Origin of the sequence: uncultured Rothia sp. (genome assembly GCF_963555405.1) — a bacterium.
GTDB lineage: Bacteria > Actinomycetota > Actinomycetes > Actinomycetales > Micrococcaceae > Rothia.
This window is the reverse complement of the sequence record NZ_CAUVVO010000007.1, coordinates 86,440-113,341: the sequence shown is the minus strand read 5'-3', so window position 1 is coordinate 113,341 and position 26,902 is coordinate 86,440. Positions and strand designations below refer to the sequence as shown.

Genomic DNA, 26,902 nt, shown 5'->3' with positions numbered 1-26,902 from the left:
CTGGCCAACCTCGACAACCTCGGACGGGTGGTCGATGTGCTTCCAGGACAGCTCGGAAACGTGAACCAGACCGTCCACGCCACCCAGGTCCACGAATGCACCGAAGTTGACGATGGAGGAGACAACGCCCTCGCGGACCTGACCCTTCTCCAGCTCGTTGAGGAAGGAGGAGCGAACAGCGGACTGAGTCTCTTCCAGGTATGCACGGCGGGACAGAACAACGTTGTTGCGGTTCTTGTCCAGCTCGATGATCTTAGCTTCGATCTGCTGACCGATGTAAGGTGCGAGGTCGCGGACGCGGCGCATCTCAACGAGGGATGCGGGCAGGAAGCCACGCAGACCAATGTCGAGGATGAGGCCACCCTTGACAACCTCGATAACGGTACCGGTAACGACGCCGTCGTTTTCCTTGACCTTCTCGATGTCGCCCCATGCACGCTCGTACTGTGCGCGCTTCTTGGAGAGGATCAGGCGACCTTCCTTGTCCTCCTTGGTGAGGACGAGTGCCTCAACCTCGGAGCCGAGCTCGACAACCTCAGAGGGGTCGATGTCGTGCTTGATGGACAGCTCGCGGGAGGGGATGACGCCTTCGGTCTTGTAACCGATGTCGAGCAGAACCTCATCGTGGTCGATCTTAACGACCTGGCCGGAGACGAGATCGCCGTCGTTGAAGACCTTGATAGTCTTCTCGACTGCCTCGAGGAATGCCTGCTCGTCGCCGATGTCGTTGATTGCGACCTGAGGGATGTTGGTGCTCATGTAGTGAGGGCTCCAATTGGATTTCTAATAGGTCGACGCTGCCGGTTCGCCGCTCAACGCCCCCTGGTGGAGGCGCCGGCCGGCTCACTTTTTCACCCCGGCGCGCACGGCATAGGGCCGCTAACACCTTTGAACGGGGTGAGGAAACGTCGAGCTGACGGATACTTACAATGTGTACCGCCCACCGGAAGCAGATGCTTTAAGCAGGATGTACAGGCAATTCATGTTCGTTTCTCCGAAGAGAAAAAGAGCATAGAAAACCTGTACGTTGGTACACGCGATTAATAGTGTACGGGAATCCCGGGCGTGTCGTCAATGGTTACGCGCCCGGGATTCCCGTACTTATTTGCGGTTTTATTTGATTGTGAAGTTGAGGGATGGTGTTCGTCCTCGTTCCTCTCCCCACCCAAGGATGCGACCGGTGCGCACCTTCCTACGCTCCTACAGGGGAACCCACCCTCTCGGGCGCTCCGCTCTCTCCTTGCTTCGCTGCGGAGAGCACCCGAGAGGGTACCCTGATGTCGCTTCCGGAAGGTGCACCGGCACGCTTCGACCCTGGGGCCAAGAGCGGCTCACTGAGGGACTACCCGAGCACCCAACCGGAAAACGCGGCCGCCCCCGCACAGTATCCCAGCGCGGAAAGGCGGTATCGTCCGTAGTGACATCAGGGTGCCCGAAGCGAAGCGAGGGCGGGTTCCCTGTAGGAACGAGGACGAATACCGCTTTCCGCACGGAAGCCGCGAGAAGGCAGTGAGCCTAGTGGCCCGCCTCCTGCCAGGACTTGCCCCAGCCGACCTGCACATCCAGAGGAACACGCAAGGAGGCTGCACCGCTCATCTCCTCAACGAGTACGCGTTCGGCGGCTTCACGCTCACCGGTGGCGACTTCGAGGATGATTTCGTCGTGCACCTGCAGCAGCATGCGGGTCTTCAGGCCCTCTTCGCGCAGGCGGCGGTGAATGTTGATCATGGCAATCTTGATGATATCCGCGGCGGTGCCCTGAATCGGGGCGTTGAGGGCGGCGCGTTCGGCGGCTTCACGGCGTACACGGTTGGGCGAGTCCAGGTCGGGCAGCACGCGGCGGCGGCCGAAAATGGTTTCGGTGTAGCCATCCTGGTGTGCCTGCTTGAGCACGCCGCGCAGGAATCGTCCCACGCGTCCGAAGCGCTTGAAGTAGTTGGTGCGCAGTTCGCCGGCCTCATCGGAGCTGATGTTCAGCTGCTTGGCGAGACCGAAGCGCGAGAGGCCGTACGCCAGGCCGTAGGACATTGCCTTGACCTTGGAACGTTGCTCGGGGGTGACGTCCTCGGGGGCAACGCCGAAGACTTCGGAGCCGACGTAACGGTGCAGGTCCTCCCCCGCTTCGTAGGCGGCGATGAGCTTCTCGTCGGCGGCGAGGTGCACCATGATGCGCATTTCGATCTGCGAGTAGTCGGCGGTGAGCAGACCCTCGTATTCCACACCGTCGATGGGTGCGGGCGCGACGATGAAGGCGCCACGGATGCGGCGGCCTTCCTCGGTGCGGATCGGGATGTTCTGCAGGTTCGGCGCGGTCGAGGAGAGTCGACCGGTGGAGGCGGCACCCTGCTGGAAGGTGGTGTGCACGCGTCCGTCGTCGGCGGCTGCCTTCTGCAGGCCTTCGACGGTCTGTACGAGTTTGATGTTGTCGCGGTAGGCGGCGAGCGCACCGAGGAATGCGGCACCGTCAGACTCCGGGGAGATTTTGGAGAGCAGTTCGGTGACGGATTCGGCGTCGGTCGAGTAGCCGGACTTGATTTTGCGGGTGTGCGGCAGGGCGAGCTTGTCGAAGAGCACGGTCTGCAGCTGTTTGACGGAGGCGAGGTTGAGGGGTTCTTCGCCGTCGTCGGTTTCGACGGTGTCGCCGACGATGGTGCGTGCGGCGTCCTGCGCCTGGGCGGCGCGTGCGGAGAAGGTGTCGTGCAGTTCGGCAAGGAGCGCGTCGGACACGGCGATGCCTGCCTGTTCCATGTCTGCGAGGACGTAGAGTAGCGGCAGTTCGATTTCTTCGTAGACCTTCAGCTGGCCGTGCTCTTCCATTTCAAAGTGGAGCAGGCGTGCGAGCTCGTGGATGATGCGGCTAATCTGCGTGAAGTAGCGCAGGTTTTCGACGGGTTCGGCTTCGCCGGGCATGCTGAAGAGGGAGGGTTCTGCCTCTTCTTCTTCGGGCTGGAAGACGAGCTGTGCGTAGGGGTCCTTGGGGATCCAGAGGTAGCGTTCGGCGAGGTCTTCCATGCGTTCGGAGAAGAGCTTGCGGGTTGCGGTGGGGATGAAGCCGCACATGTAGGAGGACAGTGCGGGGTCTTCGACGGCGCCGGCCAGTTCGTAGCCGTAGGCGCGCAGGAGTTTGCGCTGAACTTTCAGGTCCATGACGATTTTGCGGGCAGCTTCGTCGGAGAGCCACGCGGCGAGGGCGGCGTCGAGTTCCGGGTCGATGCTGCGGGTGTCAATCCACAGGCTGGTGCTCTTACTGGTGAGGAGCACGCCGAGCAGTTCGGGGTTTTCTTCGGCGGCGCGGATCTTGGTTTTGGTGACCTTGACTGCGGGGGCGTCGCCGATGGCGGGGCGTGCTACGGGCAGGTTGGTGACCGGGTAGAGGGTCACGGCGCCTTCGAGGCGTTCGGGTACGGCGATGGGCGCGCCCTGTTCGTCGGTGCCGTAGTTTTCTTCGGCTGCGGCGGCGCAGAAGGCGCGGAATGCTGCTGCGTCTGCGTTTTTGGTGGGTGCGCTGGTAGCGATGGGTGCGTAGACGGGGCCGGTGGGTGCCTTCTTGGGGGCGCCCTCCTCCCCTGCTTCTGCGGCGGAGCTAGTAGCGCCTGCGGATCCGGCGGCGCGAACGATGGGGCCGAGGGTGTCGGCGGCGCGCTTGCGGATAGTGCGGAACTCTACCTCGTCGAAGAAGGTGTTGAGTGCATCCAGGTCGGGGGTGAATGCGGTGTCTTCGAGGGTGACGTCCAGGTCAAGGTCGTTGACGAGCTGGTTGAGGCGTCGATTGCGCACCACGTTATCCACGTTCTCGCGCAGCGCCTCGCCCTTCTTGCCGCCAATCTTGTCGCGGTTGTCGAGCACGCCCTGCAGGGAGCCGTATTCACCAAGCCACTTGGCGGCGAAGCCGGGGCCCACGCCGGGCACGCCGGGCAGGTTGTCCGCTTGCTCGCCGGTGAGGGCGGCAAGGTCGGGGTACATGTGCGGGGGTACCTTGGTTTTCTTTTCGACGGCGGCGGGATCCATGCGCTGAATACCCTTGGAGGGGCCGGTGGTGACCGGGTAGAGCAGGGTGACCTCGTCGGTGACGAGCTGGAAGATGTCACGGTCGCCGGAGAGGATGAGGACTTTGTAGCCGGCTTCGGTGCCGCGGCGGGTGAGGGTTGCGACAATGTCGTCGGCTTCGTAGTTTTCGTAGGTGAGCGCAGGGATGTTGAGCGCGCCGAGCATCTTCTTGATGAGGTCAATCTGGCCGTTGAAGGCTTCGGGGATGGCGTTGCGGCCGCCCTTGTATTCGCCGTATTCGGCGGTGCGGAAGGTGCCGCCGGGCAGGTCGAAGGCTACGGCGATGTGGCTGGGCTGGTTGTCTTTAATAATGCTCAGCAGCGTGGAGAGGAAGGCGTGCACGGCCTCGGTGTGCTGGCCGTCGCTACGCACGAAGATGTGCTGCCCGGTCTTTTCCGCCATGGTGTAGATGCCGAAGAAGGAACGTAGGGCGAGGGAGTGTCCGTCAATGAGCAGGAGGGTTTTGTTCTCTGTAGTCACCCCTCTAGTGTATCGAGTCTGAGTTTTCTCGGTGGTTGGCTTCGTGACGGCTGGGTTCGTAACGGCTGGTTTCGACGGGTGCGGGTCAGCCCTGTGAGGAGGCGCCCGCGCCGTAATGGGCTCAGGCGCCGTGTAAGTCCTCGCGCCGTGCCATATAGCGGAATAACGGGGTGTGCGGAAAGAGTTTTACCTCATATATAGGTACCGGTGGGGTACGTTTGGTGAGTTTTCACCCAAAAAATTGTGCCCCAAGCCACTATGTGAGGTGGATAATAATACGGTTTCCAGATAATATATAACCTTATTATCGCCTCCAGCGTAGGAAACCCCCACACCCCGTGCATTCATAGGCAGAGCTCTACCCAGAATTCACCGGCAGGATCCACCGGACTGTGAGGGCACCTCCCGCGCTCAACACACAACGAACCCTCATTTAGGAACCCATGAAGGTACTCAAAAAACTCCCCCTCCTCGCGTGGATTATCATCGCGATTGCATCGGGTGTGCTCATCGGCATGCTGACCCCCGGAATGATTAGCGGCATCAATGACGCCACCGGCGCGGCCATCCCCACCGACCTCATTGTGCAGCTCTTCGTCTCCTTCTCTACCGTGTTCAGCGCCTTCCTGAGCTTCGCAATTCCGCTGATTATTATCGGCTTCATCGTGCCCGGCATTGGTTCCCTCGCGCAGGGTGCGGGCAAGATGCTCGGCATCACCGTGGGTCTGGCGTACATCTCCAGCATCCTTGCTGGTTTCCTGGCGCTGACCTGCGCTCTGCTGCTCTACCCCATCATCCTGCAGGGCCAGCAGCTCGCCTCCTTCGACAACCCCGAGAACGCTCTCTCCAAGGGTTATGTCTCCTTCGAGCTAACCCCGATTATGGGCGTGCTGAGTGCACTGATTCTCTCCTTCATCCTGGGCCTGGGCATTACCGCCCTGAAGACCCGTGCGATGCTGAACCTCTTCGAGGACTTCCAGGTCATCGTTGAGAAGATGCTCGGCTACGTGATTATTCCCCTGCTGCCCGTGCACATCGTGGGCGTGTTTGCGAACATGACCCTCGCCGGTCAGGTGGCAAAGATTCTCTCGGTCTTCGGTCTGGTGTTCGTCATGGTGATTATTCTGCACTGGGTTACCCTGGCGCTGCAGTACTCGGTGGCTGGTGCGGTATCTCGCCGCAACCCCGTCCAGATGCTCAAGACCATGCTCCCGGCATACTTCACCGCAATCGGTACCCAGTCTTCGGCTGCAACCATTCCGGTGACCGTGCGTTCGGCAAAGAAGGCTGGCATCTCGCCCCGCGTGGTGGACTTCGCGATTCCGCTGTGTGCGACCATTCACCTCTCCGGCTCCATGATCACCATTACCTCCTGCTCGGTGGCAGTGCTGTTCATGACCGGTCAGCACCCCGACTTCGGTAGCCTGATTCCCATGATTCTGGTGCTCGGCGTGATGATGGTTGCCGCTCCCGGCGTTCCCGGCGGTGGCGTGATGACCGCAATCGGTCTGCTGCAGTCCATGCTCGGCTTCGACGCCTCCATGATTGCCCTGATGATTGCCCTGTACCTGGCTCAAGACTCCTTCGGCACCGCAACCAACGTGACCGGTGACGCGACCATCGCAGCCCTGACCGAACGTATCTCCAAGGCAAGCGGCGTGAACCCCGATAAGGAAATCCGCGACGAGGACATCGAAAAGGCAGAAGCTATCTCCGCCTAATCCTCTCCGCCTCCGCAGCGTTTTTCAGCCCCGTCTCCCCCGTAAGGAGGCGGGGCTGATGCGTACCCGGAGCCTCCCCCGCAGGTCAAAGCACCAAAAACCGAGGAGTACACTGGAATTCATGACTGAAAACAACACACAGCACGCACCCGTCCGCGCGGCAGCACCCACCACCCTCACCGCAGAAGAAATCAAGGCACAGCTGACCGAGAGCGGCATCCCCGAGCACCTGCACTCTTACTTCCCCCGCGGCCTGGGCGAGCTCATCCCCGCCATGGGCATTAAGTTCCAGGAACTCACCGCAGAACGCACCGTCGCAACCATGCCCGTCGCCGGTAACACCCAGCCCATCGGCCTGCTGCACGGCGGCGCCAACGTGGTTCTCGCCGAGACCCTCGGCTCGCTCTCCGCGGGCGTGCACGGCGGTGAAGACCTCGTAGCAGTCGGCGTGGACATCAACGCAACCCACGTGCGCCCGGCAGTCTCCGGTGTCGTCACCGCAACCTGCACCGCCGTCAAGCTCGGACGCACCCTGTGCATCCACTCCATCGACATTGTGGATGAGCGCGGCCGCACCACCTGCACCGCACGCATCACCAACATGCTGATTCCCCGCCCCACCGCCTAAGCCAACACCGTCTAAGCTAAGGTAGAGGGAACGACCCCCAACGAAAGGACAACCATGGCCCGCGAGCGCACCCCCTATTTCAAGCGTTACCCGAAGATTGTGCGCGCCAAGCGCATTGTCCTGCCCATCGCAATCGGTGTGATGCTGGTGTGCCTGGTGACCGCCATCAACAACCCCGGCAGCTTCTGGTGGCTGGGCGTGATGCTCGGTACCGGCGGCATGCTCTGGGCTGGTTCTCCGACGGACCGCCCCATTAGCGGCCCGAACAATGATGACGACGATTTGAACCGCTACCTGCGCTAGGCTCTGCCTACCTTAGGGTTCCAACCAGCGCTAGGTTCCCACCCGCGCTAGGCACCCGGTTCGCCGCGCGCACCCGCGAACGGTCAGAAACGAACGGTTAAACACGAACGCCCCGTCCTCAGCTTCATCGTGAGGGGTGGGGCGTTTGTGTGTCATGAATAAAGGCGCTGGCTCATCGCTGCACCAGCTGTGTGTGCTCAGCGGCGAATCCTAGTCTTCGCCGTAGCGTGCATTCGTACCTGTACTGTCACGTACTGTGTACGTCTCGTGCTTAGGAGAGCTGCTTGATGATGGTGTCAGAAACTTCGCGCATGGACAGGCGGCGGTCCATGGAGGTCTTCTGAATCCAGCGGAATGCTTCCGGCTCAGTCAGGTTCATCTTGGTGATGAGCAGCGACTTTGCGCGGTCAACGAGCTTGCGGGTCTCGAACTGGTCGCGAATGGTGCCAACTTCCTTCTCGAGGGCGCGAATCTGCTCGTAGCGGCTGATTGCCACCTCGATTGCGGGGACCAGGTCGTTCGGGGAGAAAGGCTTGACGACGTACGCCATAGCGCCTGCCTCAACGGCACGGTCGACGAGTTCCTTCTGGCTGAATGCAGTCAGCAGAACGACGGGAGCAATCTGTTCCTTCGCGATTTCCTCAGCTGCGGTGATGCCGTCCATGATCGGCATCTTCACGTCCATGAGGACGAGGTCGGGGCGGTGCTTCTGTGCCAGTTCGACGGCGGTCTTGCCGTTATCGGTTTCTGCAACAACATCGAAACCCTGGTCCTTCAGAATTTCTACGATGTCGAGGCGAATCAATGCCTCGTCTTCTGCCACGACGACGGTGCGGGCGGGACCCTGCTCCTCTGCCTGATCCTGAGTGGTCAGCTCTGACATTACTCTTCTCCTTTATCAAATTTCAGTCACTTTAAAGTTTACAGGAGGGAATAAATGTTCATCTACTTTCGCGCCTTGTCCCCCGCGTGTTATATGCGTCCTATGTGCAGGTGGGAGGGGTTTTCTGATGTCATTTTGAGCGCCACCCCTCAGATTTTGCACCTTAATGCACGTTTTTGTTCTATACTGCTCATAACCATGAAGAAAATCGTGAAGAAAAAGCCGCACAACATAGACATACGCGGCGAAATTCACACCTAAAACGTAGACCCGAAAATGACTCTGACATGCAGTAACACACCCTCGGGTTAGACACAAACGTAATAAACAAAATATTTATACCGAAACTCCATGACCTGCCAAAGAAGGCCGATACACTGGAATGGATTATTCTCCTCGACTTCTCCGGCACTCGCATTTGACCGACCATACTCGATACCCGGAGGGGATTCATGTCAATCACCCGTCAAGCACGCACCCTGTACTCAGACTTCGTCGAGTACAAGGAACTCGACCGCGAACCGCTGACTTCCATTCACCCCGGAATTCTCGTCGCCTTCGACTCCACCGCGCTTGCAAGCCTCTACAACTACCCAACCCACGTTAGCGACGAAATCCTCCGCGCCTACTCCCAGCTCCGCGGACACGCCTTCCTCCCCCACCAGGCACTCAAAGAATTCTGGGCAGCACTCGACGGCGCCTCCCCCGTGCCCGCCGCCGCAGAACGCGTCCGCTCAGCGCTCGCATCCTTCAAAGAAACCCTGCCCGAAGAACGCAACTCCCCCTGGAGTGCCCTGCGTTCAGTCACGCACCAGCTGGACCACTCCATCGCGCAAATCATGAGGATCCTCGAACCCACCACCGACACCGGATCCATCAACATGGCACGCCGCGAAGATGACACGATCCTGCCGCGACTGAACCGCATCTTCACCGGACACGTGGGTGCGGCGCCCAGCCCCGAACGCCACGAACAGCAGTGCCGCGAAGCACTCGAACAGGGCCACCCGCTACTGGCGAACACCACCTTCGACTCCGACTTCGCGCTCTGGAACCAGTGCATCGCAGAAGCCACCACCCGTGTGAAGGGCACCGACTGCGTATTCGTCACCGGCGGCGTGCGTGACACCTGGCTGCGCAACGGCCCGCAGGTCCGCGCCGCATCGGGTAAAGAGCCCGTGCGCCAGCTGGCGAACCGTCAGCTGCTACGTGAATACACTAAGGCAACCGGAGGCGGCGTGTTCCGCATCTACACCGTCGAGGAGATTCTGCGACTCGCCTCCAACCAGTACGGCGTGACCGTCAGCGACGCTACCTATAATGCGATTCGCGCGGAACAGCCCGTAGCTGTGTAAATTCGCCGTATAAAGTCACCACTGAGAATAATCCCACCACACTAACCACCACCATTAACCGCGAGAAGCCACATGTGTTTCGAGAAGCCACTAAAAACGTGGCTTTTCGAAACACATGTGGCTTTTCAGCGTCTGCGGCCAAAGAATTATCTAGCGAACGTTCTTCAATTCCTATCCCTCACGGTTGGCACGGTAGAGCTCCGCGGCGCGCTCCTCCGAGGACTCGTCATCACCCAAGAGCAGGTAGCACAGGTACAGGGTGAAGGCGGCGCGGCAGTCGTCGGCGAGCGCGCTAGTTCCCTCACCGGGCTGGGTGCTGAAAGCGATAGCGTCGTGCGCCTGGGGCAGGGCGGCAATCAGGTGCGCGGCGGTCTCGTAGCCGTACTGGTCGCCAGGCAGGGTGAACTCGTGCGGCTCCGGGTTCTCGGTAGCGCCGGCTTCCGCACGGGCGGCGTGGAAGTTAGCCTTGAGGACGTCTTCAACGCGGCGAATCTGCGCGGCGTCAGGCAGGGTACGGTCATCTGCGACAAACGCAACGTGGATGCCGTTCAGGGTCTCGTAGGGGTGCTCGCCCGCGTAGTATCCGGCGGCGAGCGCGTAGCCGGTCAGCAGGCGTGCCTCGTCGGCGGTGAAGGTGCCGCGCGCCTCACGCAGGGCGGGCAGCAGAAGTTCGGTCAGGAGCGGGCGCAGGGACTCGGGGGCGTTCGCGATAGCCTCATTCAGGTATTCGTCTGCCTGCACGGTGGGCTCGGCGTTGAGCAGGGTCAGGAAAGCCTCATCGGTGCCATCCCAGTAGCGGGCAATCAGCACGAGGGTTGCAATGAGCGCGAGCAGTTCGCGGTAGTCGGCGGAACGGTCAGCGGCGAAAGTGTTAGCAACAACGCGGGCGAGCATGCGGGCGGCAATGTTCTCGAGGACGAACTCGTCGTAGGCATTATCGCCGGGCCAGTTAGCGGGGTCGGGCAGGTAGGTGTCATCCAGGTAGCGCAGGACGGGCTCGAGGGGTGCGGGCGCATCCGCGGCAAGGTCGGGGCAGCACTGCTCAATCCAGCTGTTCACGGTCGCCTCGTCGGCAATGCCGGTAGCCTCAGCGAGCTGGGTGCGCGAGAGGCTGTACGGTGCAACGAGTGCGGCGAGGTCGTCGCAGACGCCGTTGGAACGGTAGGTGGGCTTGTAGTTGGGGTCGGGGAGGGTTCCGGGGAGGGTGGCTGCCATGGTGGCTCCTTCGCTGAGTTTCGGGGTGAATTGGGTTGTATGGTGTGCGATGCGCCGGGCCGTTTGGGGGCCTGCGCGTCTTCTAATTTCAGAATATCTCAGAGCCCCGCATCGTGTACTGCTCGTCGTCATTATGGGCTTCAGAGCATTTTTGGTCGCGTTCCATCTTGCACCATCGACATATACAAGCACCCATCAGTTGTTAATGATAGAATCGCATTATATTCTTTAGTTAATTTTCAAACAATATTTTTCAAAGGAGTTAACAATGTCCCACTCTCCCTATACCAATAAGAAGGTCATGGAGGACTGGCTCGAAGACCTCGGAGTTTTGGACACGCTGGCAACTGCAGCAAAGATCATCCAGCTTGCGGCGAACAACCCGGATTACCCTGAACATGCGCGGAATGCCAGCAAGGGCATGAACCATTACGAACTTGTTGCCGAAAATCTTAATCGTGTCACCCTTACCGGTGATAAGTTTGCTACGTTCCAAAAAGAACCTATCGCTGAGAATCTCGAAGCTTTGGCAACTGACCTTCCGCAGGAAGCATACCCCCTTCTCAGGGATTTGAGTCTCCCGCGGGGTCTTTACCGCAGCGATTCGTACAAGAACATGCCTTTTTGGGAGGTCAGCACCTGTTGTTCCTTGGTAATGCAAAGCGCTAACCGCTTTGGTGGCATTGACAAGATTCGTTGGGAGAGCAGCACGAAAAAGCGAATTATTTCAGCAACGAATCACTACGTTCAGGACACTCTCGATATTCCGGGGTTGGATGATCTCGTCGAAGATTTGCCGTTGCGTCTCCCCATTTTGGTAGTAGCGTATAATATTTCACCCGAAGGTGAACTCAAGGAGTTTGTCCTCGGTCTACCTGCTCCAGTCGAACGTCGAAGCCAGAGCCCTTGGGTATGGAATATTGACGTGCTCGCTCGTGCAGCATCGTCTGGTTCCCCCTCCGTTGCCGCTTCTTCCGCACAGGAAGTCCAGCCTACGAACCGTTCTGAGGCCCCGGCAGTTCCCGACGCTCATGTTAAGCTGAAGAAGGCAGCTGAGTAGGAGCTGTTATGACTCATACACCACACTCTTTGTCCGCGAAAGCATTATGTCTGTACAAGATTCTTCCCCCATACTCTCCTTTGACCCAAGGAGGCTCACGTTAGCTCGAGAACTTCAAGGTGTCCGCAAGAGCGATTTGGCTAGGAGTCTTGGAGTTAGTGCTGTCACTATTACTCACTGGGAATCGGGTAACCGAAACCCAACTAAAGATAATGTCTACGCACTAGCTCTGACTCTTGGCGTTGCTCCATCTTTTCTTGAAAGCCAGTTCTCAGAAGCCCCGTTAATTTCTGGCGCACCTCACTTTAGGTCTTTACGCTCGACAACTCAGCTTAGTCGCAACCAGGCTCAAGCGTATACGCAAGTTGTCCAGGATGTTGTACATACAATGAATGAGTACGTCGACTTCCCGGACCTGGTACTTCCCAGTATCTTGACTGATTCTGACCTTCCCGGTTCTGAGATTCCTCGTCTAGCAGCTGAGCAGGTTCGTAAAGATTGGGGTTTAGGAAATAAGCCCGTCCAACATGTTGTCCGCGCCATGGAGAACCATGGTATCGTCGTTGTCTTTGCACCATTCCATAGTGCAGCAATTGATGCATACTCCACTTTTGGTAGCGAGGCACCAGTAGTAGTTCTGAACCCGACAAAGGGTGATTACTACCGTCAACGCTTTGATGCTGCCCATGAACTAGGCCACCTAGTAATGCATGCTGATGCTGATCCTGGTCATAAGGTTCTTGAGGCTCAGGCTCATGCATTTGCCTCAGAATTTTTGGCGCCAAGTGCATTCATTCAGGATGAATTGCCTACAGTCATGAACGGTCAAGGCTGGATGAAGCTGAAGGAGCTTAAGGAATACTGGGGCATCAGTATGCAGGCTCTTCTGTATAGGGCTAAAGAACTGGGCCGCCTTTCAGATGATGCCTACCGAAACGCCATGGTTACCGTTTCTCGTAACGGATGGCGTGCTAAGGAACCAGGTCTTATTTCTTCTCTCGAAGAACCGTCCCTAATTCCTCATGCGATTAGTCTCATCGAGGAATCAGGCGTTTCATCTGAGATATTGAGAGAGAAGTCGCGCGTACCTCAACATTATTTTGAAGTCATCACAGCGCGACGTCCTGTTCTACCAGTGAGCGTATAAACGGCAAAGCCTCGAGAGGGTGTAATTTCTACACTCCCTCGAGGCTTCTCTGTGCGTCTCCAAAATATATCAGGCCAATTCAACAGAGAAGCCACATGTGTTCCAAACACATGTGGCTTCTCGGTGGAATATGAGGGATGTTAGTCCAGCAGCGCGTCCACGAATGCTTCCGGGTCGAACGGCGCCAGGTCGTCCGGGCCTTCGCCCAGGCCGATGAGCTTGACGGGAACGCCGAGCTCCTCCTGAATAGCGACCACAATACCGCCCTTCGCGGTGCCGTCGAGCTTGGTCAGCACGATACCGGTGACGTCCACAATATCGCCGAAGACCTTCGCCTGAACCATACCGTTCTGGCCGGTGGTCGCATCGATAACGAGCAGAACCTCGGTGACCGGCGCTTCCTTCTCGATAACGCGCTTGATCTTGCCGAGCTGGTCCATCAGACCGGACTTGTTCTGCAGGCGGCCCGCGGTGTCCACGAGCACGGTGTCAACGCCCTGCTCCTTGCCAGCCTTCACAGCGTCAAACGCGACGGATGCGGGGTCGGCGCCTTCCTTCTCGGAACGCACGGTCTTCACGCCCACGCGGTCGCCCCAGGTGGTCAGCTGCTCAGAAGCGGCGGCACGGAACGTATCCGCGGCACCCAGAATCAGGGACTGACCGTCAGCAACCATCACGCGGGCAATCTTGCCGACCGTGGTGGTCTTACCCACGCCGTTCACGCCAACAACCAGCACCACGCCAGGGTTGCTGTCACTACCGGCGGTCTTCAGTTCGCGGTCCATGTCGGGGCGGACAATCTTCACGAGCTCTTCACGGAGCATCTTCTTCACCGCGGCAGGGTTGCTCGTACCCTCAACACGCACGCGCTGCTGCAACGCCTCCACCAGGCGGGTAGTCGGCTCGGAACCCAGGTCGGCAAGCAGCAGGGTCTCCTCAACCTCATCCCAGACGTCCTGGTCGATGCGGTCGCGAGAAAGCAGAGCCAGCAGGCCCTTGCCGAGCATGTTGTTGGAGCGTGCCAGGCGGGCGCGCAGGCGCACCAGGCGACCCGCGGACGGGTCGGGCATATCAAGTTCAATAGCGCGAGGTGCCGAGCTTTCGGGTTCTTCCGCCGAACCGCCGGAGGCCTTAGCCGCCTCCTGACGCAAAGACTGCAGGTCCGCGGTCTTCTTGGGTCGGCGCAGAACGGCGAAAAGTATACCGGCGATAACCAGTACACCCAGCACAATCGCGCAAATCATCATCATCGTTTCATTCACACTACTAGCTTACCGGTTTGGGCGGTTTGGCTGGTCGAGGTGACGCGCATGCCCGGCTGTCGGCGGAGTAGACTGGACACTGTTAAGTTTTTTAGCCGAACACATGGTTGGCGGTTGCGGGTGGGGCCCGCGGCTGCCGCACGGCACCGCACGATTTCGAGGATGAACATGAGGAACCCTGCCAAAACACCGCCTGTTTTTGACCCGCGCACGATTGACCCGAACCGTGTGCCGACCGGCTTGAAGGTTCTGATTGCTGCCTCGTTCATGATTGCGGTGGGTTTTGGTTTGGTGGCGCCGGTGCTGCCGAACTATGCGCAAAACTTTAACGCGACGGTCACGATGGCGACGATGGTGGTTTCTGCGTTGGCGATTACGCGCCTGATTTTCGCGCCGTCGGCGGGTCAGATGATTACCCGATGGGGTGAGCGTCCGGTGTACACGATTGGCATGCTGATTGTGTCGGTGACGTCGTTCATGATTGCGTTTGCCTGGGATTATTGGGTTCTGCTGGGTTCGCGTGCGGTGGCGGGTATCGGCTCGGTCATGTTCACGGTCTCTGCGATGGGTCTGCTGGTACGCCTGTCCCCGGCGCATATGCGCGGCCGTATTTCGGGTTATTATGCGACGGCGTTCCTGCTGGGTAACCTGCTGGGCCCGGTGATTGCGAGCGCGCTGGCGCCGTTTGGTATGCGTGCGCCGTTCATTGTGTATGGTTTTTCGCTGCTGGCGGCGGGCCTGATTGTGTGGTTCTTGATGCCGTCGCAGGCGGCGCTGGAGGCGGAGCGTGACGCGATTATGGAGGCGGCGGCACTGGCTGAGGGTAAGGGCACCGGGGTGCTGCCGTCGGCGGCGCCTTCCCCTGCTGACACTCAGGCTGGCGCATCCGGCAAGGCGGCTAAGCCTGCTGCATCCGGCGGCGCTGCGGGTAAGAGCGACCTGCCGGCGATGACGGTTCGTGACGCGTTGAAGTTCTCGAATTACCGTTCTGCGTTGGTTTCGAATTGGGCGATTGGCTGGTCGGTGTTTGGTGTGCAGTCGTCGATTATTCCGTTGGCGGCGGCGTATTTGGCGACGGGCGGCGACATGTCGAATTCGGTGGCGGGTACCCTGTTGGCTTCGTTGGCGATGGCGACGAACTCGTTTGGTAATGCGTTGACGCAGACGTTCTCGGGTCGTTTTTCAGATCGTTTTGGTCGCCGTGTGATGGCGTTTTCGGGTCTGCTGTTGGCGGGTTCTGCGGTGACGTTTATGGGTTTCGCGCCGGTGGCGTGGGTGTTTGTGTCGTTGACGGCGTGCCTGGGTATTGGTGCGGCGTTTATGGGCCCGTCGATTCAGGCTGCGGTGTCTGATGTGATTGGTACTCGCCGCAGTGGCGGCCAGGTGTTGGCGGTGTATCAGATGTGTAGCGATTTCGGTATGATTCTGGGCCCGCTGGTAGCTGGTTTGATTGCGGATGCGTGGGGCTTTGTTCCGGCGTTCATTATGAGTGGTTTGTTGTTGGTGGCGGCGGCGTTTACGTGGGCGCCGTTCCGGAAGGCGCGCTGGCCGAAGGATATTGCGGACGCGGACTATACGGGCCGCTAAGCACTCTATAACAAGTGAAAAGCCGGTGTCTGCTGTGAAGCAGGCACCGGCTTTATGTGTACGAAAGGCGAGCTGGCAGAGCAAGCCAACAACCTGGAACCCCAGACTCAGGCAAGCTAACCCGAGAAGGCAACCACCTACCAACCCCTATATCAACCTCACCGAGGGATAGGCGACCTAGAGGGTGTACCGGACACGCGAAGCGGGGGCTCCGTCCTCAAGGCGCCCCAGCGCCGCAGAGGGGGCACTCCCCCGCAAGCGTTGTCCGATACGCCATCTCAAACAACTAGCCCACGGAAGCCTCACTCCCCCGCGAGCGTTGTCCGGTATGCCATCTCAAACAACTCACCCACGGAACCCGTACTCCCCCGCGAGCGTTGTCCGGTCGCTTTCTCTTAGCACCCCTTATCGGGTCACAGGCACCTTGGAGAATTCGCGCACGGTACCTTCGGGGTCGCCGGAGCGGACCAGTGCTTCACCGATGAGGATTGCGTCGGCACCGGCGCCGGCGTAGGCGCGCACGTCCTCGATGCCGGCAACACCGGATTCGGCGACCTTGATGACCGAGTTGGGCAGGTGCGCGGCGAGGGATGCGTAGTGTTCGTTGTTGACTTCGAGGGTCTTGAGGTTGCGCACGTTGATGCCCACGATCTTGGCGCCGATGCGCTGGGCGACCTCGATTTCTTCGGGGGTGTGGGTTTCGACGAGGGCGTTCATGCCGAGTGATTCGGTGAGTTCCAGGAACTCGCGGAGGGTCTGCTCGTCGAGTGCCGCGACGATGAGCAGCACCAGGTCGGCGCCGTGTGCGCGTGCTTCCCAGATCTGGTATTCGTCGACGGTGAAGTCCTTACGCAGCACGGGGATGTTCACGGCGGCGCGGACTGCGTCGAGGTCGGCGAGGGAGCCGTTGAAGCGGCGCTGTTCGGTGAGCACGGAGATTGCTGCGGCGCCACCTGCCTCGTAGCGTGCGGCGAGCGCGGCGGGGTCCGGAATCTCGCCGAGGGCACCCTTGGAGGGTGAGGAGCGCTTCACTTCGGAGATGATGCGCACGGTCGAGCCGTTGCCGCCGCCGGGTACCTCACCGCGCAGGGAGGCGAGCGCATCGCGGGCCGGTGCGGCTGCGAGGGCACGCTTCTTCATTTCCTCGAGGGGAACCTGCTGTACGCGGGCGGCGAGGTCTTCGCGGACGCCGACAATGATCTCGTCGAGAACGGTGCTCATGGTGTCTCCTTGGGTTACTTGGTGGCGTTGACGGCTGCGTCTGCGTCGAGGGGTGCCAGGCCGGAGGCGGTCAGCACGGCGCGCAGCGGGGCGGCGGACTTGTTGACGGTTTCGAGGGTTTCGGAGTCCGGGTTGGAGTCCATGACGAGGCCCGCACCTGCCTGCACGTAGGCGGTGCCTTCCTTGAGCACGGCGGTGCGGATGGCGATTGCCATGTCCATGTTGCCGGCGAAGTCGAAGTAGCCGCATACGCCGCCGTAGACGCCGCGGCGGGTCGGTTCGTATTCGTCGATGAGCTGCATGGCGCGCGGCTTGGGCGCACCGGAGAGGGTGCCTGCCGGGAAGGCGACGCGTAGCACGTCGTAGGCGCTGAACTGCGGGTCGAGTTCGGCGCTGACGGCGGAGGAAATGTGCATGATGTGGCTGAAACGCTCAATAATCATGAACTGGTCAACCGAGACAGTACCGGGCTTAGCAATACGCGAAAGGTCGTTACGTGCCAGGTCGACGAGCATGAGGTGTTCGGAGCGTTCCTTCTGGTCGGCGAGCAGTTCCTCGGCGAGCGCGAGGTCCTCTTCGCGGGTTGCGCCGCGCGGGCGGGAACCGGCGATGGGGTGGGTGCTGGCGATGCCGTCCTTGAGGGTGACGAGCGCCTCCGGGGAGGAGCCAACAATGTGGAAGGGGGTGCCGTTGCTGTCTTCGAAGTTGAAGAGGTACATGTACGGCGAGGGGTTGGACTGGCGCAGTACACGGTACACGTCGAGTGCCTTGGCGTTGGTTTCGGCTTCGAATCGGCGTGAGAGCACGATCTGGAAGACGTCGCCGTCGATAATGTTCTTCTTGGAGCGGTCGATGGCGTCCTTGAAGCCCTGTTCGCTCCAGGTGAGGGTGACATCTTCGCGGACCTTACGGTCAACGTCAGCCACGCCGGAGAGAATGGAGGTGGTCGCTGCGGCGCCGCGCTGCAGGCGGCGGAGCATGCTGTGCAGGCGCGCGACGGCATCCTCGTAGGCGCCGTCGACGTTTTCGCTGGTGCCGTTGAAGTTGATGGCGTTGGCGACGAGCAGGACGGTGCCGTCCTTGTTGTCGTGGATTGCCATGTCAGAGACCATATTGAGCGCAAATTCGGGCAGGTTCACGTCATCAGCGGGCGGGTACGGCAGGTGCTCCCAGTGGCGCACAACGTCCCAGCCGAGGTAACCAACCAGGCCGGAAGTCAGCGGCGGCAGGGTCGGGTCGGGTTCGGTGTAGAGCATCTGCAGGGTCTTGGCGATGGCTTCTACGGGGTCGCCGTCGACGGGTGCGCCGGCGGGGGTGCGGCCCTGCCAGTGAACGGCGCCGTCAACGGTGGTGAGGGTCGAGCGGGAGGAGGCGCCGATGAAGGAGTAGCGGTCCCAGGCTGCGGATTCGCCTTCTGCGGAGATCTTGGCGGATTCGAGCAGGAAGGTGCCATGGGCGGCTTCGACGGGTTCGCCCTGGTCGTTTTGGAGTACGAGGGATCGGTAGATGCCGATGGGAGTGAGTGAGTCGGCGAGGATTTTGATGTGTACGGGAATGACGCGGGTGCCGGCTGCGCGGGCGCGGAATTCTTCGAGGCTGGGGGTGATGGTGCCCAAATCCTGCATTGCTGTACTCCTTGGTGTTGGGTTGGACCTGCCGTTACGTGACATGACAGTGTGGGCATGCCAGCTGGGGGCATGTCGGCGCGGGTGTTGAGCCTAGTCAGTAAGGTGTGCCGGGTGGCTGTACCGACCGGCGGGTGCCGAGCCGGAGGTGGCGCGTCGGTGCGCTGGGGCTCGGCGCACTGTGACTCGGTGTGGCTCTGTGACTCGATGTAGCTCTAGTGCCGCGCGTTGTTTCAGTTTAACCGGTGCTGCGGCCCAGTTCCACGGTGAAGATTCAATAGTTCTCTTCGTGAAACTGAGCCGCGTACCGTTCAGCCGTGTTAGTTGCTGAACTGCTTGAGGGTTGCTGCGGTCTGCAGTGCCGCTGCGGTCGCCTCGTAGCCCTTATCTTCGTTAGAGCCTTCCAGTCCTGCACGGTCGAGTGCCTGCTGCTCGTTGTCGCAGGTGAGCACGCCGAAGCCGATGGGGCGGCCGGTCAGCACGGACACGTCGGTCAGGCCGTTGGTTGCGCCCTGGCAGACGTAGTCGAAGTGGGGGGTGCCGCCGCGGATGACCACGCCGAGCGCGACGATTGCGTCGAACTTCTCAGCGAGGCGGGTCGCTGCGACGGGCAGCTCGAAGGTGCCGGGAACGCGCACGAGGGTCGGCTCGATGCCTGCTGCGTAGGCGGCGCGCTTAGCACCGTTAATGAGGCCGTCCATGACCTCGGTGTGCCAGCTTGCCGCTACGATTGCGAGCTTGAAGCCCTTGTAGTCTTCGGGGTTGAGGGTGGTGTCTGCTGCGCCTACGCCGCTCATTGTGTTCTCCTTGTGGATTTTGGGTTTTTGAAAAATTAGGGGTTTGCAGGGGTGCCGCTACGCGCTTTTGAGCACGTGGCGCATACGCTCACGCTTGGTCTGCAGGTAGTGTGCGTTCTCGACTCGGGCGGGAATTTCATCCGGGATGAGTTCGGTGACCTGCAGGCCGAGGCTTTCGAGCGCCTCCTGCTTGGCGGGGTTGTTGGTCACGAGCCTCAGCTCGTTCACACCGAGTTCCTGCAGGATCAGTGCCGCCTGCGAGTAGTCGCGCATGTCGCCGTCCAGGCCGAGCGCCAGGTTCGCGTCGAGGGTGTCGAGCCCGGCATCCTGCAGCGCGTAGGCGCGGAGCTTGTTGACCAGGCCGATGCCGCGTCCTTCGTGGTTGCGCACGTAGATGAGGTACCCGCCGGTGCGGCCAATGATGCGCAGGCCGTTCTCCAGCTGGGGGCCGCAATCGCATCGGAAGGAACCGAAAATATCGCCGGTGGCGCATTCGGAGTGGATGCGCACCGCGGGCGCTCCCCCGTCCTCGGCGGGTACGGGGGTGCCGTCACGGTCGAGGGCGCGGGCGCTGATGTGCTCGGCACCGTCTGCGAATCGCCAGGCGCGCAGGCCGAACACACCCTGCGGGGTGGGTACGGCGACCTCTTCGGTGCTTTCGACCAGCAGCGGGCTGGGGTTGGGCACCATGTCGAGGGGGCTGACTCGGTAGCCTTCAGCGAGCTGGGAGGCGATGCGCAGGGATTCGGCGCTGAGCTCTTCAGCCTGCGCCTCTACCGGCTCTGCGGGGGTGTTAGGGGTTTCGCTCATGCGTTCTCCTATGCCGCCTCGGCTACGTACTTGATGAGGTCCTCAATGGAAATCATGGGCAGGTTGTGCTCGGTGGCGAAGGCGCGCAGTGCGTCGAAACGCATCATGGAGCCGTCGTCGTGCACGACCTCGGCGATAACGCCCACGCCGGACAGGCCCGCCGCGAGGGAGAGTTCCACTGCGGCTTCGGTGTGGCCGGGGCGTTCCGCCACGCCGCCGTCAACGGCGCGCAGCGGGAAGATGTGGCCGGGGCGGGTAATGTCCGCCGGGGTCGAGGCTGCATCCGCGAGGATCTGCACGGTGCGGGCGCGGTCCGCCGCGGAGATACCGGTGCTCACGCCGGATGCCGCATCGCAGGAGACGGTGTATGCGGTGCCCTTGGGGTCTTCGTTGTTGGTGACCATGGGCGGCAGGTTCATCTCGTCGGCACGCTTGTTGCTCAGGGGTGCGCAGACCACGCCGGAGGTGTAGCGGATCATGAAGCCCATCAGCTCGGGGGTTGCGTGCTCGGCGGCGAAAATGATGTCGCCTTCGTTTTCGCGGTCTTCATCGTCAACGACGACTACGGCGCGACCTGCTGCGATAGCGTCCACTGCGGTCTGCACGCTGTCGAGGACGCTTGCGGCGTCGGCGCGACGCGGCGCAACCTGCTCACCGGAGTGCGCAGAGTCGGCCTGGGGCACGCCAGCGAAAGCGGTCAGACGCTGCACGTACTTAGCGAGAGCATCGGTCTCAAGGTTGACGCTGTCGCCGACCTTGAGGGCGCCGAGGTTGGTTGCCTTCAGAGTTTCAGGAATCAGGCCGACCTCAAACCACGCGGGGGTTTCGCCGGCCTCAGATACCGCGGTGACGGTCAGGGAGACACCAGAAACAGCGATGGAGCCCTTCTCAGCGAGCAGGGGTGCCAGTTCGGTGGGCAGGTTGAAGCGCAGGGTGCTCCACGCCTCGTGCGCGGTGACGGATGCGAGGGTACCGACCGCATCCACGTGGCCCTGCACGACGTGACCGTCGAGGCGGCCACCGGCGGGCAGGCAGCGCTCCAGGTTGACGGTGTCGCCGGGGTTCAGGTTGCCGAGGTTGGTGCGGCGCAGGGTCTCACCCATGGCGTAGGCGCGGAACTGGCCGGGCTGCAGCTGGTCGAGGTCGATAGCGGTGAGGCAGACACCGTTGACGGCTAGGGAGCCGCCGTGTTCGAGGTCGGCGACGATGTCTCCGGCGTTGAGGGTCAGGTAGGCTGCGTCGCTACCTTCGATGGGGGTGATGGATTCTACGGTGCCGAGGGCGCCAATGATTCCGGTAAACATGTGTGCTTTCCTTTTCTCGCCGTGTCCGCCGGGTCGTCGTCGTTGAGGGCGACGGGCGGCGATGGTTTGTTCGTCGGTATAACTATACGTATTTTTCGAATATTCCCCGTGACGGGGAGGTTTTGTGCCAGCATGCGAACCAGCCAGCACTGCCAGTCGCGGCTAATCCAGCCTCGGTTCGGGCGCGTGGCAGGCGTCCAGCTTCGGCAGGGTACGCCGCTCACCAGGCTCCTGCGCCGTTCCGCGAGGTGCCGGCACCAGGTGCGTTGCGGTGTCATTGCCGAGCACGCGCACCGCCGGGAACATACCCAGGTCATCCAGTTGCAGGCGCGGTGCCTGCGCGAGGGTGTCCACGAGCAGGCGGTACACGGCGCTCTTACCTCGACCCATAATCATGGGGGCGCGGTACCAGACCATCTCGTCGATGAGGTCTTCACCGGCGAAGAGGCCGACCATGCCGGGGCCGCCCTCAATCATGAGGTGCCGCACGCCGCGGGCGTACAGCTCGTCGAGCAGTTCGCGCGGGTCGTGGGTGAAGATCTGCAGGAAGTTCTGCGGGTCCGCCTCCACGCCTTCGGGCGGGTTGAGGCCGCGAATCCGGTAGTTCTCCGTAATCTCGGTCTTGCCCATGACCACGCGCAACGGCTGCTTATCGAAGCGTTCCCCGTTGGCATCGCGCGCATCCAGGGTCGGGTCGTCCATGAGAGTGGTTCGGGTGCCAATCATGACAGCGTCGGCGCGATGACGAATCAGATGCCCGTCAATGCGCGCGGCGGGGCCGGTAATCCATTTGCTCGTGCCGTCAGCAGCCGCAATGAACCCGTCCAGGGTGGATGCGCTCTTGGCGGTGATGAAGGGGCGACGTTCGGCGGCGGCAATGAACCAGCGCTCGTTCAGCAGGTAGGATGCGTTCGCGAACTCCTCCATGGCGTGCACGGTGACGCCCTGCGAGCGCAGGTAGGCAGCGCCTCCGGCTGCGTTTTCGGTGTCGTCGCTGTAGGCGTAGTAGAGTTCGCTGATGCCCGCCTTGGCGACGGCGTGGGAGCAGGGACCGGTGCGTCCGGTGTGGTTGCAGGGCTCGAGGCTCACGTACATACGGGCGTCGGTGAGGTCGGTTCCTGCGGCACGGGCGGCGGCGAGTGCATCGGCTTCAGCGTGCGGGGTGCCTGCGCCTCGGTGGTAGCCCACGTGCAGCAGGTGCCCGTGCGCGTCGGTGATGACGGCGCCGACGAGCGGGTTCGCGCCGCGGATGCCCTGGCGTGCCGCCTGCAGTGCCAGGCTCATCGCCTCGTCGTGGCTGAGGGTCTGCTCGGGGTCGGGCAGGTTCAGGGTGCGTGCGGCGGGCAACCCGGCGAGGTGGCCGTACTCTGCGGCGGAGTAGTCCAAATCGTTATGCAGCAGGTGTGTGCTGGGGGTAACGGTTGCGGGCAGGTGCGCGCCAGCCAGCGCCTCCTGCGAGGGATTCTGCGGCATCTTACGCACGACCCTTCTGCACGTCAGTTACTTCAACGGTCACGTCGGGGAACTGGGTCTGCACCTGAGTCTTCTGCGCCTCCAGGTTGCGGGTGCGCCACCAGACGAAGAAGCCGACCAGGGTGAAGCATCCGTAGAACACGTACATGAGGGAGGTTGCGTAGTAGCCTGCGCTCCACAGCAGCGGCACGCCAACCAGGTCGACGGCAACCCAGATGAGCCAGAATTCAACCCAGCCGCGCGCCATGCCGTAGGTGGCGAGCAGCGAGCCGGTGAAGATCCAGGCGTCGGACCAGACCGGTTCGTAGGAGCCGAGGGCGCGGAAGATGGGGGTGAGCAGCAGGGTGCCTGCAACCATGGCGACGACCAGGCCGGTGCGTTCGGTGTTGGTCGCCCACTTGGGAATCACAGCGGCACCTTCGGAGGCGTCACCACCGGCGGCGCGAGTTGCACGCCAGCGGTGCCAGCCCCAGATGGACACGGCAATAAACATAATCTGGCGGCCTGCCTGGCCGAGCATGGTCACGGGGTGCGGGCTACCGACGAGGGCGCCCAGGAAGACGGTGAGGAGCAGCAGGTTGCCGAGTATACCGACGGGCCACGCCCATACTTTGCGTCGCATGCCGCCCAGCGCCGATGCTAGGCCGAATGCGTTTCCGAGAACTTCGCGCACAAGGAGGGACTGGTCCCCCACGTGAATTTGTGCGTCGAAGAGCCACCGCAGGATGTCCATTGTTTCTTTCCTCTCTGAGTTGGACCGTGTGTCGGATGCGCGGGGTGCGCATCTGCGGCGGCTCCGGGGAGAGGAACAGAAAGAGCGGTACCGTGGGCGCCGTGGGGTGCCGGGTATCCGTGATGCGGCAGGAGTGGCAAACCAGCCAACCGCAACTGAAAATCGCAGCTGAAAACCACAGTTGAAAACCGCAACTGAAATCAGCCGACTGCGACCGAGGGGATTAACGTACCGGCACCTCGTGGGGCGCCTCTCCCCTATTGCATCGAAAGCTGAGGCTCTCTCAAGAAACTATTTCTCTAAGCAACGGTTCTCTCAACGAACCGCTCTCTCAGCAACAGTTTTCTGAAGCAGCAACTCTCTGAAGCAACTGCGTTGGTGCACCCTGCACGCTACCCCGAGGGGCCTCGGGATGCTCGGCGGAGTGCGCTCCTGCCTTTTTCTGCTCGTGCTACCTTCCATCCAGACTGTACTGTCGGCACCGGATTTTCACCGGTTCGGCCTCTCTTGCGGGCGGGCATCTCTAGCGGAGTCTTAGCGTCCTGTGTGGATTTAGCGTCCTGCGCAGATGCGAAGATTCGTACGATTTTTTGCCTGCCTGCGGGAGCGGTTCGCGGGCTGTGACCGCCGGTTCGGAATTTCACCGACCCCGGAGCACGATGTCGATATTGATTATGCCACAGCGCACGCCGGGGGTTTAATTTGTTTTCTCTGGGATAACTTCCGTGACAAGATGACGTTTTGTGACTGTACTCTCGGCGCATCTTCAAGCCCCTCTCAACAAACCCTCGCGGCAGCCACTTGCGGGACCGTTTTGGAACCCGATTCTTCAATTTTTCGGGGATGATTTATCACGGTTTCATAACGGCGGAGAGCACCAAACAGACCAAAGAGTTACGGAGGCCTCCAGGGGGTTGCTCAGGGCACGCTGAACACCCGTCAATACCTTTATGACAAGGAATTATAACAATAAGGTTAAATTATTGGTTTAAGGTTTACTCCAGGGGTGATTTAAGGTTATTCTTATCTACAGGAGCTCCCATCACCGATAAACCGGTTCCGTTGAGAGCTACTTGATTCGGACCATCCGAGCACTCACATCAAACCCTTAAGCTTCTGCCATTTGAAGCTGGAAAACTGGCCCGCGGACTGCATTCCTGAGGATGGTTTTCACGCAACATCTGCGCGTACTGGATTGTGCAGTATTGCGGCACACGATGTTGATGTGCTTCACCATCGGGAGGCAACCACACCGAATTATTTTTCAACGGAACCGGCGTGGGAGCTCTTCCGAATAAACTTCCGGATGATCGCACGGTGTGCACCCTTGTGTGGGGTGTTGTGCGTGTCGAACGGTCATAAGCTCCCGTTCTTCTGTCGTCGCCTACCGTGGTGCGCGATGGAGGTTACGGGAACCTTGCGGGATGGTTGATCCCGCGCGCTCTGCATTGTCTTGTGGAGTGTGGTGTGTTTGGGTGGCGTATTCGCAGTGCCGGAGCGGATACGCCACCCGTTTTTAACGTCTAAAACGGGGGCACCCCAAACTCGGGCGAGCCTAGAAGGCGTACCGGGCACGCGAAGCGGGGGCTCCGTCCTCAAGGCGCCCCAGCGCCGCAGAGGGGGCACTCCCCCGCAAGCGTTGTCCGGTACGGCCTCCCCCACAAACGCATCCAAAACATAACGCTCCCCCAGCTACACGCGGTAGTTGAGGGAGCGTTATGTCTTTATGAGGCTAGAAGCCCTGAGGTTTTAGTCCTCTACGGAGCGGAATGCCACAACAGCGTTGTGACCGCCGAAACCGAAGGAGTTCGACAGCGCCACAATCTCACCGGCGGGCAGCTCGCGTGCGTCGGTCACCACGTCCAGGTCAATCTGGGGGTCCTTGTTGTCCAGGTTGATGGTGCAGGGTGCGGTGCGGTGGTGCAGCGCCAGTACGGTCAGCACTGCCTCGAGGGCACCCGCGCCGCCGAGCAGGTGGCCGGTCATGGACTTGGTTGCGGAGACGGCGATGTTCTTGGTGTGGTCGCCGAAGGTTTCGTGCATTGCGGTTGCTTCGGGCAGGTCACCGGCGGGGGTGCTGGTGGCGTGCGCGTTGATGTGCACGACGGTCTTCGGGTCGATGTTGCCGTCTTCGAGGGCTTCGCGCAGTGCGCGGGTTGCACCGAGTGCTGCGGGGTCGGGTGCGGTGATGTGGTAGGAGTCGGCGGAGACGCCGGTGCCTGCCAGTTCCACGTAGACGCGTGCGCCGCGTGCCTTGGCGTGCTCTTCGGATTCGAGGATGAGCGCTGCTGCGCCTTCACCCATGACGAAGCCGTCGCGGTCGACGTCGTAGGGGCGGGATGCCTTTTCGGGTTCGTCGTTGCGGGAGGAGAGTGCCTGCATCTTGGCGAATGCTGCCATGGGAAGCGGGTGGATTGCTGCTTCAGCACCGCCGACGATAACGACGTCTGCCTTGCCACTGCGGATCATTTCAGCACCGAGCTGCATGGCTTCGGTGGAGGATGCGCATGCGGAGACGACGGTCTGTGCTGCGGCGCGTGCCTTGAGGTTCATGGAGACGGCTGCTGCGTTGCCGTTGGGCATGAGCATGGGAACGGTCATGGGGAGGACGCGGCGGGGGCCCTTTTCGCGGAGGGTGTCCCATGCGTCGAGAAGGGTCCACACGCCGCCGATACCGGTGCCGAAGGCTACGCCGGTGCGTTCGGGGTCGACTTCTTCTGCGGATTCGGCGTCGGGGCCGGAGAATCCTGCGTCTTCCCATGCTTCGCGTGCGGCGATGAGGGCGAGCTGGCCCGAGGGATCCAGGCGCTTTGCTTCTACCTTGGTGAGGCGGCCGGATTCGAGGGCGGGCACAGCGAGCTGGCCTGCAATGTATACGGGCAGGTCGTATTCCTTGACCCAGGGGTGGTCGAGGGTGGATACACCAGATACGCCCTTGGTTGCGTTTTCCCAGGTGGTGGGGACGTCGCCGCCAATGGGGGTGGTCGCGCCGAGGCCGGTCACCAGCACTTTTCGAGACATTGTGGCACTTTCTCTTCGGTGGTCGATTTGGTGGTTTATCCGGTGGTGTGTGGATAAAAACCTGTAGGGCCCGGGGGTAAGCGGTGCACGTTTTCAGGCGGTAGAGGCGCTGTCGTTGCGCGCTGCGTATTCCGCACTGCGTGTTCCGTGCGGGGTCCGCACTGTGGATTCCGCTGTGTGTTCCCGGGGTGTGTTGGATTGAAAGCTGAGTGAATAGCGATGCGGCGCGG

At 61.1% G+C, this 26,902-nt stretch carries 20 protein-coding genes and 1 riboswitch; of the genes, 7 read left to right on the top strand and 13 right to left on the bottom strand.

All coding sequences use genetic code 11. From position 1 onward, the window contains the following. A partial coding sequence (locus RWL87_RS06280) for a S1 RNA-binding domain-containing protein (protein ID WP_313969275.1) occupies positions 1–759 on the bottom strand: 759 nt, incomplete at its 3' end. Between the two features lie 756 nt (positions 760–1,515). Next, positions 1,516–4,527, bottom strand: a complete 3,012-nt coding sequence (polA, locus tag RWL87_RS06275) for a DNA polymerase I (protein ID WP_313969274.1) — start codon at positions 4,525–4,527, stop codon at positions 1,516–1,518. Between the two features lie 443 nt (positions 4,528–4,970). Between polA and RWL87_RS06270 the strand changes: the two genes are divergently transcribed. The 3 genes from RWL87_RS06270 (at position 4,971) to RWL87_RS06260 (ending at position 7,179) form a co-directional block, all read left to right on the top strand. Then, positions 4,971–6,248, top strand: a complete 1,278-nt coding sequence (locus RWL87_RS06270; protein ID WP_313969273.1) for a dicarboxylate/amino acid:cation symporter — start codon at positions 4,971–4,973, stop codon at positions 6,246–6,248. Between the two features lie 121 nt (positions 6,249–6,369). Next, the gene (locus RWL87_RS06265; protein WP_070847530.1) at positions 6,370–6,876 is read left to right on the top strand and encodes a PaaI family thioesterase; all 507 of its coding nucleotides are present in this window, start codon (positions 6,370–6,372) and stop codon (positions 6,874–6,876) included. A 54-nt stretch (positions 6,877–6,930) separates the two neighbouring features. Further along, positions 6,931–7,179 (top strand): hypothetical protein, encoded by a 249-nt coding sequence (locus tag RWL87_RS06260; RefSeq protein ID WP_049341350.1) that lies wholly within the window; start codon positions 6,931–6,933, stop codon positions 7,177–7,179. Between the two features lie 271 nt (positions 7,180–7,450). On the opposite strand, the gene RWL87_RS06255 is transcribed toward RWL87_RS06260, so the two are convergent. Then, the gene (locus tag RWL87_RS06255) at positions 7,451–8,062 is read right to left on the bottom strand and encodes an ANTAR domain-containing response regulator (protein ID WP_049327112.1); all 612 of its coding nucleotides are present in this window, start codon (positions 8,060–8,062) and stop codon (positions 7,451–7,453) included. 452 nt (positions 8,063–8,514) lie between these two features. Here RWL87_RS06255 and RWL87_RS06250 point away from each other — a divergent pair, with 452 nt between their 5' ends. Continuing rightward, positions 8,515–9,417 (top strand): PIN-like domain-containing protein, encoded by a 903-nt coding sequence (locus RWL87_RS06250; protein WP_313969272.1) that lies wholly within the window; start codon positions 8,515–8,517, stop codon positions 9,415–9,417. A 171-nt stretch (positions 9,418–9,588) separates the two neighbouring features. On the opposite strand, the gene RWL87_RS06245 is transcribed toward RWL87_RS06250, so the two are convergent. Next, positions 9,589–10,632, bottom strand: a complete 1,044-nt coding sequence (locus RWL87_RS06245) for a glycosyltransferase (RefSeq protein WP_313969271.1) — start codon at positions 10,630–10,632, stop codon at positions 9,589–9,591. Positions 10,633–10,900: 268 nt separating this feature from the next. Between RWL87_RS06245 and RWL87_RS06240 the strand changes: the two genes are divergently transcribed. Further along, positions 10,901–11,692 (top strand): hypothetical protein, encoded by a 792-nt coding sequence (locus RWL87_RS06240; RefSeq protein WP_313969270.1) that lies wholly within the window; start codon positions 10,901–10,903, stop codon positions 11,690–11,692. Positions 11,693–11,738: 46 nt separating this feature from the next. Further along, positions 11,739–12,839, top strand: a complete 1,101-nt coding sequence (locus RWL87_RS06235; RefSeq protein WP_313969269.1) for an XRE family transcriptional regulator — start codon at positions 11,739–11,741, stop codon at positions 12,837–12,839. A gap of 140 nt (positions 12,840–12,979) precedes the next feature. Here RWL87_RS06235 and ftsY read toward each other — a convergent pair whose 3' ends face one another. After that, positions 12,980–14,089 carry a signal recognition particle-docking protein FtsY gene (ftsY, locus tag RWL87_RS06230; protein WP_313969268.1) on the bottom strand — a complete coding sequence of 370 codons (1,110 nt, stop codon included), beginning with the start codon at positions 14,087–14,089 and terminating at the stop codon, positions 12,980–12,982. A 180-nt stretch (positions 14,090–14,269) separates the two neighbouring features. On the opposite strand from ftsY, the gene RWL87_RS06225 reads away from it, so the two are divergent. Next, positions 14,270–15,688: an MFS transporter gene (locus RWL87_RS06225; RefSeq protein WP_070506470.1), complete on the top strand. Its 1,419-nt coding sequence runs from the start codon at positions 14,270–14,272 to the stop codon at positions 15,686–15,688. Positions 15,689–16,093: 405 nt separating this feature from the next. Here RWL87_RS06225 and trpC read toward each other — a convergent pair whose 3' ends face one another. From trpC to fabF, 8 genes are all read right to left on the bottom strand, one after another. Next, positions 16,094–16,909, bottom strand: a complete 816-nt coding sequence (gene trpC, locus RWL87_RS06220) for an indole-3-glycerol phosphate synthase TrpC (RefSeq protein ID WP_313969267.1) — start codon at positions 16,907–16,909, stop codon at positions 16,094–16,096. 14 nt (positions 16,910–16,923) lie between these two features. Next, positions 16,924–18,534: an anthranilate synthase component I gene (locus tag RWL87_RS06215; protein WP_070830669.1), complete on the bottom strand. Its 1,611-nt coding sequence runs from the start codon at positions 18,532–18,534 to the stop codon at positions 16,924–16,926. 320 nt (positions 18,535–18,854) lie between these two features. After that, the gene (gene ribH / locus RWL87_RS06210) at positions 18,855–19,331 is read right to left on the bottom strand and encodes a 6,7-dimethyl-8-ribityllumazine synthase (RefSeq protein ID WP_070643178.1); all 477 of its coding nucleotides are present in this window, start codon (positions 19,329–19,331) and stop codon (positions 18,855–18,857) included. 57 nt (positions 19,332–19,388) lie between these two features. Then, positions 19,389–20,141, bottom strand: a complete 753-nt coding sequence (locus RWL87_RS06205; RefSeq protein WP_313969266.1) for a GTP cyclohydrolase II — start codon at positions 20,139–20,141, stop codon at positions 19,389–19,391. An 8-nt stretch (positions 20,142–20,149) separates the two neighbouring features. Then, the gene (gene ribB / locus RWL87_RS06200; RefSeq protein WP_313969265.1) at positions 20,150–21,445 is read right to left on the bottom strand and encodes a 3,4-dihydroxy-2-butanone-4-phosphate synthase; all 1,296 of its coding nucleotides are present in this window, start codon (positions 21,443–21,445) and stop codon (positions 20,150–20,152) included. 162 nt (positions 21,446–21,607) lie between these two features. Next, a complete protein-coding gene (gene ribD, locus RWL87_RS06195) occupies positions 21,608–22,918 on the bottom strand; it encodes a bifunctional diaminohydroxyphosphoribosylaminopyrimidine deaminase/5-amino-6-(5-phosphoribosylamino)uracil reductase RibD (protein ID WP_313969277.1) in 1,311 nt (436 codons plus the stop codon). A gap of 1 nt (position 22,919) precedes the next feature. Continuing rightward, positions 22,920–23,651: a nicotinamide riboside transporter PnuC gene (gene pnuC / locus RWL87_RS06190; RefSeq protein ID WP_313969264.1), complete on the bottom strand. Its 732-nt coding sequence runs from the start codon at positions 23,649–23,651 to the stop codon at positions 22,920–22,922. Between the two features lie 444 nt (positions 23,652–24,095). Next, a riboswitch (FMN riboswitch) is annotated at positions 24,096–24,313 on the bottom strand. A 1,087-nt stretch (positions 24,314–25,400) separates the two neighbouring features. After that, positions 25,401–26,672 (bottom strand): beta-ketoacyl-ACP synthase II, encoded by a 1,272-nt coding sequence (gene fabF, locus RWL87_RS06185; RefSeq protein ID WP_313969263.1) that lies wholly within the window; start codon positions 26,670–26,672, stop codon positions 25,401–25,403. Positions 26,673–26,902: the final 230 nt, after the last annotated feature.

What these genes read in the sequence shown, in the direction of transcription:
- RWL87_RS06245 (WP_313969271.1), bottom strand. Translation starts at nt 10,632, where the DNA reads ATGGCAGCCACCCTCCCCGGAACCCTCCCCGACCCCAACTACAAGCCC.
- RWL87_RS06225 (WP_070506470.1), top strand. Translation starts at nt 14,270, where the DNA reads ATGAGGAACCCTGCCAAAACACCGCCTGTTTTTGACCCGCGCACGATT.
- ftsY (WP_313969268.1), bottom strand. Translation starts at nt 14,089, where the DNA reads ATGATGATGATTTGCGCGATTGTGCTGGGTGTACTGGTTATCGCCGGT.
- pnuC (WP_313969264.1), bottom strand. Translation starts at nt 23,651, where the DNA reads ATGGACATCCTGCGGTGGCTCTTCGACGCACAAATTCACGTGGGGGAC.
- RWL87_RS06235 (WP_313969269.1), top strand. Translation starts at nt 11,739, where the DNA reads ATGTCTGTACAAGATTCTTCCCCCATACTCTCCTTTGACCCAAGGAGG.
- RWL87_RS06260 (WP_049341350.1), top strand. Translation starts at nt 6,931, where the DNA reads ATGGCCCGCGAGCGCACCCCCTATTTCAAGCGTTACCCGAAGATTGTG.
- RWL87_RS06240 (WP_313969270.1), top strand. Translation starts at nt 10,901, where the DNA reads ATGTCCCACTCTCCCTATACCAATAAGAAGGTCATGGAGGACTGGCTC.
- fabF (WP_313969263.1), bottom strand. Translation starts at nt 26,672, where the DNA reads ATGTCTCGAAAAGTGCTGGTGACCGGCCTCGGCGCGACCACCCCCATT.
- RWL87_RS06270 (WP_313969273.1), top strand. Translation starts at nt 4,971, where the DNA reads ATGAAGGTACTCAAAAAACTCCCCCTCCTCGCGTGGATTATCATCGCG.
- ribB (WP_313969265.1), bottom strand. Translation starts at nt 21,445, where the DNA reads ATGTTTACCGGAATCATTGGCGCCCTCGGCACCGTAGAATCCATCACC.
- RWL87_RS06215 (WP_070830669.1), bottom strand. Translation starts at nt 18,534, where the DNA reads ATGCAGGATTTGGGCACCATCACCCCCAGCCTCGAAGAATTCCGCGCC.
- ribD (WP_313969277.1), bottom strand. Translation starts at nt 22,918, where the DNA reads ATGCCGCAGAATCCCTCGCAGGAGGCGCTGGCTGGCGCGCACCTGCCC.
- RWL87_RS06265 (WP_070847530.1), top strand. Translation starts at nt 6,370, where the DNA reads ATGACTGAAAACAACACACAGCACGCACCCGTCCGCGCGGCAGCACCC.
- ribH (WP_070643178.1), bottom strand. Translation starts at nt 19,331, where the DNA reads ATGAGCGGCGTAGGCGCAGCAGACACCACCCTCAACCCCGAAGACTAC.
- RWL87_RS06250 (WP_313969272.1), top strand. Translation starts at nt 8,515, where the DNA reads ATGTCAATCACCCGTCAAGCACGCACCCTGTACTCAGACTTCGTCGAG.
- trpC (WP_313969267.1), bottom strand. Translation starts at nt 16,909, where the DNA reads ATGAGCACCGTTCTCGACGAGATCATTGTCGGCGTCCGCGAAGACCTC.
- RWL87_RS06205 (WP_313969266.1), bottom strand. Translation starts at nt 20,141, where the DNA reads ATGAGCGAAACCCCTAACACCCCCGCAGAGCCGGTAGAGGCGCAGGCT.
- RWL87_RS06255 (WP_049327112.1), bottom strand. Translation starts at nt 8,062, where the DNA reads ATGTCAGAGCTGACCACTCAGGATCAGGCAGAGGAGCAGGGTCCCGCC.